The sequence below is a fragment of the Phormidium sp. FACHB-1136 genome, from assembly GCF_014697375.1.
In the GTDB taxonomy this organism is placed as follows: Bacteria; Cyanobacteriota; Cyanobacteriia; order Phormidesmidales; family Phormidesmidaceae; genus Nodosilinea.
Genome location: NZ_JACJRS010000166.1, coordinates 1 through 6517 on the forward strand (window position 1 = coordinate 1; position 6517 = coordinate 6517).

Annotated in this window: 5 protein-coding genes; 3 read left to right on the forward strand and 2 right to left on the reverse strand. The window is 53.0% G+C overall.

Features of this window, described 5'->3' with window-relative positions:
* On the forward strand, positions 1-291 hold a 291-nt coding region (locus tag H6G62_RS25435), incomplete at its 5' end, for a hypothetical protein (RefSeq protein WP_199325224.1).
* Positions 292-570: 279 nt separating this feature from the next.
* Here H6G62_RS25435 and H6G62_RS25440 read toward each other — a convergent pair.
* Positions 571-1467 (reverse strand): alpha/beta hydrolase, encoded by an 897-nt coding sequence (locus H6G62_RS25440; RefSeq protein ID WP_190500413.1) that lies wholly within the window; start codon positions 1465-1467, stop codon positions 571-573.
* 408 nt (positions 1468-1875) lie between these two features.
* Between H6G62_RS25440 and H6G62_RS25445 the strand changes: the two genes are divergently transcribed.
* Together H6G62_RS25445 and H6G62_RS25450 are read left to right on the forward strand one after the other, a co-directional pair.
* On the forward strand, positions 1876-2478 hold the full coding sequence (locus H6G62_RS25445; RefSeq protein ID WP_242052278.1) for a chorismate lyase: 603 nt from the start codon (positions 1876-1878) through the stop codon (positions 2476-2478).
* A 306-nt stretch (positions 2479-2784) separates the two neighbouring features.
* Complete coding sequence (locus H6G62_RS25450; protein WP_190500417.1) at positions 2785-3237, forward strand: protein tyrosine phosphatase family protein; 453 nt, start codon at positions 2785-2787, stop codon at positions 3235-3237.
* A gap of 66 nt (positions 3238-3303) precedes the next feature.
* Here the strand turns inward: H6G62_RS25450 and H6G62_RS25455 are convergent, their stop codons facing one another.
* A complete protein-coding gene (locus H6G62_RS25455) occupies positions 3304-4845 on the reverse strand; it encodes a CHAT domain-containing protein (RefSeq protein WP_190500419.1) in 1542 nt (513 codons plus the stop codon).
* Positions 4846-6517 lie beyond the last annotated feature (1672 nt).

The window sequence follows — 6517 nt, forward strand, 5'->3', positions numbered from 1 at the left end:
CAGCGACAGTGGTCTGACTTAGCAATCCTACGCACTACACCGGCCCTGCTCTCACTCTTCTCCCTCGTCGTGCTCCTCACCCAGCGCCTGCACCCCCAATTTACCTTCCCCCTACCTCATACCGCCTGGTACATCAAGCAACACCCGACCTTTGCTGATGCCTTGGCCTTTGTCCGGCGCTATCTATGGGCCTCTCGGCTTTTTCAGACATCGCAAGATGACCTTGAGTACGTTAAAGTCCCGCGCCCTATCTTCGACATCTGGGCCGAGTTACTTTGCCATGCTGCCTAATTGGATAAAGTCGAGCTAAGAGTGCTCCATGAAAATAACTATCCCTTTGCCCTTGTTCTTGGCCCTCACCCCTGTCCCTCTCTCTAAGGGAGAAGGGGTTGGGGGATGAGGGCTGAGCTTGGATACTTTATTAGTGGGCATACTCTAAACTCACCTTGTATCCCAGGCAAGTCTTTATCCCAAATCCTAATCGAATCACCCCGATTCCCAGCCCAGCAAACCGTAGGGGCGAGGTCTCCTCGCCCGCTGATACCGGGGGCAAACAAGTCGGATTTAGGATTAGAGGGATTCCTGGCGATAGGCGACATCCTGCCTCAGTTGATCTAGGGCATTCCAAAGGTCGATCCGGTGCAGCCAGCCCACATAGCCCGCATATAAACAGACCCCGTTGGAGGCCAGCACATACACATGGTCAATGCCTAGGGGATGTCGCCACACTCGCACTACCGAGTCATCCTCTAGGGTGAGGAAGGGCGTGGATTGGGGCAGATCACGGGGGTGGGCGTCGGTCATGCCGGGAATGGCCCGCAGTTGTTCAATCACCGGATGTTGGGTGAGGGGTTCGCTGAAGCTTTTGCCCTGCCAAAACTGCCGAATGGTTTCTACCACCCAGGGATGGTTGCGCATGGCCGCATGGCTGAGCCCTTCCATATCGACAAATTGGGCCTGGGGAACCTTGGTGCTTTCCACCGTAATGGTTCCGTCGCTGCCGCCGTCCACGTCCCCTGCAATCACCAGGGTTTTGATGTGTTGGGCTAGGGTGCTGGCCATGGCTCGGCGGTCTTGGCCCAGATCAGCGGCAATGCCCACCCCCACCTGAAGCGGGTCGATAATCCGGCCCAAATCCGCCCCCCCCACCGGAGAAGCCACCAATACCAGGGACTCTACCCTCGACCACCAGTCGGAATGGCGGGTCAACACCTCCAGCCAAATCAGCCCGCCCATGGAATGGCCGATAATTCGTAGGGGCGTTCCGGGGTCGGTCTGCACGGCCTCCGTGGCGATCCGATCCACCGCCTCTACCAAAGGAGCCATGCGCAACCAGGTCATGGCATAGTTCAGGCTGGGAGCGATGATGCGGGTTCTGTCGGTCGCCAATTGCTGGGCCAGAGCGATCATATGTTGGTTATTATCGGCCCAGCCATGTTGGGCAAAGAGAAGATAATCTGGCGACATCACCCATTCCTAAAACAGCGCCCACCGTATCCTAGCTGAGATTCTACCGACCCACGGGATTGCCAACTGTAATGACGGCCCTCACCGCCATTCGCCAGTTTTTACCCCTGTCAGACACCCTCGCCACCGCAGGGTAACCGACGGAAGCGGAATTGGCCGTCCTCACCCAGGCTGGATATGGGGTCATCATTAACCTAGGGCTGCCCACCTCTGATCATGCATTGCCCGATAAACAGGCCACTGTGGCAAGGCTGGGTAGGATCGACATCGCCGTTCCAACGCTGTTTCATCCCAAATGCCCAATGCCAAAGTTTCGCTTTCGCCAAGAACAGGGTTTACCATAAAGCCAGAGATGAACTTTTGTAACACACCTTGGCCTCCGCAACCCAGCCGATTAACCCCAACGCTTTGCCCTGTGCTTGGCACGCCCTAAATCCCCTGTGGCAGGCCGGACCGTCCCTGGTGCAGCAGGGGCTGCCCCACGACCAAATGGCCCCCGCATGGCAAATTCTGCTGTTGGGGGATGGTTCCCCCACTCGCCACCTGCAACTGCTAACCCGCGAACCCACCGAGGTGGATGTGATTGATATGTCCCGCGTGGGCATGGATTTGGACGATGCTCCCGACATTATTCGGGTCGTGCCGGGGCCAAGGGTGCGCCGCCAAGTGTGGCTACGAACGGCCTCTGGGCAGCGCCTCGCCTATGCCGCCTCCTGGTGGGAAGCCAGCCATGTGGATGAGTATTTGCAGAACAAATCTCTGCCAATTTGGGCCAGCCTCGCCCGCCTGCGCACAGAACTGTACCGGGATATTCAGGGGATCTATTTTGGCGATTCTCTGGCCCTAGAAGCGGCCTTTGGCCAACCAGGGCCATTTTGGGGCCGTCACTACCTATTTTGGCATCGAGGAAAACCTCTGACGCTGATTTACGAGGTCTTTTCTCCCTACCTCACCCGCTACCTAGGGCCTATGCAAAGGCCAACTCAGCCCCAAATCCGCCAGGAAAGGTAAGCTGTTGTGCCTTTCATCCCAAATCCGAGCCAGAAGACCCCGATTTCCAGGCCAACAAACCGTAGGGGCGAGGTCTCCGCGCCCGCTGACACCGTGGATAAGCAAGCCGGATTTAGTATTAGTTGCATTTCAAGTTTTTTGAAGACCTTACGATAGGGTACCTCGATGAATCGAGATGCCCCAATGTCCTTTAAACCAATTTAAAGCACCAAAGGGGTTAGCCGTCGCCATAGAACAGACCAACGATGGCAGCTTTGGCACCGCTCTGGGTGACATTGTTGCCGTTGGCAAGACGGTTCCACCATCATGACGATCCTCACCACCATGCGCCAGTTTTTGCCCATTTCAGACACCCTCGCCACCGCCGGACAGCCCACCGAAGCGGAATTTGCCGCCCTCGCTCAAGCCGGATACGAGGTGGTGGTTAACCTCGCGTTACCGACCTCTGACCATGCGTTGCCGGATGAGAAGGCCACGGTGGAAGGGTTAGGCATGGTCTACGTGGCAATTCCTGTGGTGTGGGAAAACCCAACGCTGGCGGATCTAGACCAGTTTTTTGAGGCGATGGAAACCCACCGGAAACGCCAGGTTTTTGTTCACTGTGCCCTCAATATGCGGGTTTCGGTCTTTGTCTATCTCTATCGGGTGCTGAAATTGGGGCTGAATCCCGCCATCGCCCAACGGGATTTATTGGCGATTTGGCAACCCAATGGCCACTGGCAACGGTTTGTAGATCAGGCTATGGAGGCTTTTCAGTAGCCCCCCTGAATCCGAATGAACCGCCCCATGGAGGCTTGACCTTTACCCTGACTAGAAAAAACCGGGCTATTCCCAAACGCCCTGGAGGGTAAATGCCGCCCAGTTGTAGGGAGTTTGCCAGCGGGGCTCATTCCACATAGATCGCTGGGCTTCGATGAGTGCTTGGGCTGGGGGGATCGGGTTCTCTGGATCTAGCATCCGCCCATAAAACCGATTCATCAGCTCACGGGTGGCATCGTCGCGCACGCTCCACAGGCTGGCCACCACCCGCTCGGCCCCGGCATCAAATAGGCCATTGGTGAGTCCGGTCATACCCTCTCGGCCAATGTGGCCCTGGCTTAGCCCGGTGCGGCAACCGCTGAGGACAACTAATTCCGTGGCCGCTAGGTTCATCTCATTAAAGGCGTAGGTGGGCGACAGCAACCCCGCCTGCACTACCCCATCCTCACGTAAACCTGACAGGACAATGCCGGAACGTTCTGGAGCATTACTATTAAAAATACCGTGGGAGGCAAAATGCACCATGCGATACTGGCCCAGCCGCGAATCTACAGCCGCTCTGAGGTTAGCGTCGTAGCCAAAGAAGGTTTTTACCTTGTCCTCTGGTAGCAGATTTGTTTCTAGAATGCTGTCTAGCTCGCGCTCGGTGGCGGGAATGGCGCTGTAGAGAGCCTCAATATTGGCTAATTCCGACGAACTAAAGGGCCGCGACCAGGGAAACAGCTTCACCTGCCGCACTCGCAGATCCCGATGGTTGAACACAGGATTGGCAAAGAAAGCGAGTTCCTGGGTGGGCTGGGGCCGCAAAGGGGCATTGCGCCGCAGCGTCACCAGGGTAGAAGCCGTGGGCAGATACACCACCTCGTGATCCAACAGCAGGGGATTCAGCACAGAGCCATATTCCCCTTGGAGGGCCGAGGCCGTAGGGAGGTTGCCGGGGTTGGGGTTGGGCAGGGCGGCAAAGGGAAGGTACTGCAACAACCCATCGGCCACAATCACCAAGCGCTGGGTACCCAGTTGGTTGGCCACCGGGCCAAGGATCGTCTGGCTGAGGGCGGCCCCCGCCTGGGCGGTGGTTTGGGGTCGCACCCGTCCGGTGGGTGCGGTCAATAGGTCGTAGAACGCCTGGGCCTGGGCTTCAATCTCGGCGCGAGGGGGCAGGGTATGGACTTGCAGTGCCCCATTTTGGCCTAGCACCCACAAATAGCTGGCCTCTTGACCTAGGAAATATTCCAGCACCAGGGTGTCATCATCGCCAATCGCCGCCTGAATTTCCCGCAAAGACTGCGCCGGAGAAAAGCGATCCTGGGCCGAAACCTCGCTATCTGGTCGCCGAAAACTGAAGGATTTAGCCTGCTCACTGGCCTCAAAGGCCATCACGTCAAACCCTGCTGTGGGGTTGGCCTGGTGCTGTTGCAATAGCCAGCTAATATAAAAGTCAAAATACTTTTGCCGACATTCAAAATATTGCGGCACCGTCGCACAACGCCGCTCTACCAAAAAATCTTGACCTGCATTGGTCGCTAACCAGGGATTTTCTGCCTCAAATTTAAAGCTGGCATTAATTGAGCCTTTATAGGGAACACCATAGCCGTAAGTAAAACCCAAATTTAGTATCCCAGTGCCTCCAGAAACTGACTCATTGGGAAAAGAGTCCTCATGGATAGCAATGGCCTTTTCAATCGAGGCTCTAGCCTGATCTTGATTCCCCAGCATCGCCTCGGCCCGTGCCAAGCCGTAGTGAATTTCTGATTGCTCAGTTTGTCTGTAGACAAAGGCTCCTGTCGTGATTCTTTCGCTGAGTGTTAAAGCCTCGATATACCTAGTTTTAGCTGTACTGGGTATTTGCAACTCTAAGTAAGCATCAGCCGCACTTAAGGACGTCGATAGACGCTGACTGACAAGAAGGGATTCAATAAGAAATCCAAAAATATCTTTGACTTGCTGCACAAAATCTTTGATCTCAGGCTTGGAATATCGATATTCACTTTCATAGAAATTCTCAGCTTTAATTAAGAATGGAATAGCGCTTTCATAAACGGAAACTGCCTTTTCATGGTCTCTAAGTCGATAGTAGGCATCCCCCTGAAACTTCAAAACAAATCCTTTCGTCCAATCAAATTCTTGAGCAGCACGACTTTGATTTGGCCAGCTCTGCAAAATAGCCTGGGCAAGTTCTAGCCTGTATTGATGGTATTCAGGACTATCTTGCTCAAAACGACTACCTGATACTAGGCTTTGGGCAAAGAATTCAATCAAGCCACTAAATTGATTGGCTAAACCAGCAACCTCCTGATTTTCTGACTCAACAAGATACTGAAGTAAAGCATCCTGCAATATTTCAACAATTTCCGCTAAGCTTTCTGGCTCCCAAGTTTGTGTCTCAAGGTCAAAAGCCTCTGGAACAAGGATCTGAATTTGACGCATTATAGGCTCTAAAGCCTCTGCCTCAGAACTAGCCAAAATCTCATTAAGGAAGTCATCGTCAGAGATGGTTTCCAGTATGCGATAAAAGAATAGGCTGACATGCTTTGTGGGTTCAACGCCGAGAGTTTTAAGGCGGTCATCCTGGATTGCTTGAGATTCGGGCTCATTAAAGTCAGAAAAGAGAATCTTTAGCGATTGAATCGTGTAAACCTCTGGAAGTTTCTCAAGCAGGTTTTGATAGGTCTTTCGAGCGGCAGGAAGAATAAGGCTGAAAAACCTTGATGCCAATGAGCCATCATCGGCAAGATCAGTGGAGTCTTCAGAGATATCTAAGAGTTCCCGTATTCTTTGACCATCATTTAAAAAATCATTAATATAATTGGTTAACGCACTTGTTGTACCTAAAGACTCGTTTGAGTTGGCGACATAAAGGCCGGATTGATAATCCCCTAAAACGCTATAGGTAAAGGCTATATCCGAAAAAATGCCGAGCCTGACGACATGAAGTAGTTGGAGCATATCTTCATCAGGCATGGAGTGCTCTTGATTTTCAAGCTGCCACTCCTCCGATAGGGCTTGAAACATCTCTTCTCCCAGCCAGGTTGAAAGATCGACATTTTTTTGAAGCTTGTTGAGTCTTTCTAAGGCTTGAATATAGTTTCCTAAAGCCTGTTGAGGCTCACTTAGCTCTCTGTAGGATCGAGCTTGACGCAATAGAAAATAGGTTTCTAAGCCCGGACTCCCAATAAGCTGTTAGTCATCTAAACTGCGTATAATACATTAAAATTCTGGAATAAGCCATGGGAGTCAGAAACTATCTAACGTCAGAGGAAAAGCAAGAGCTTCAGAAGCA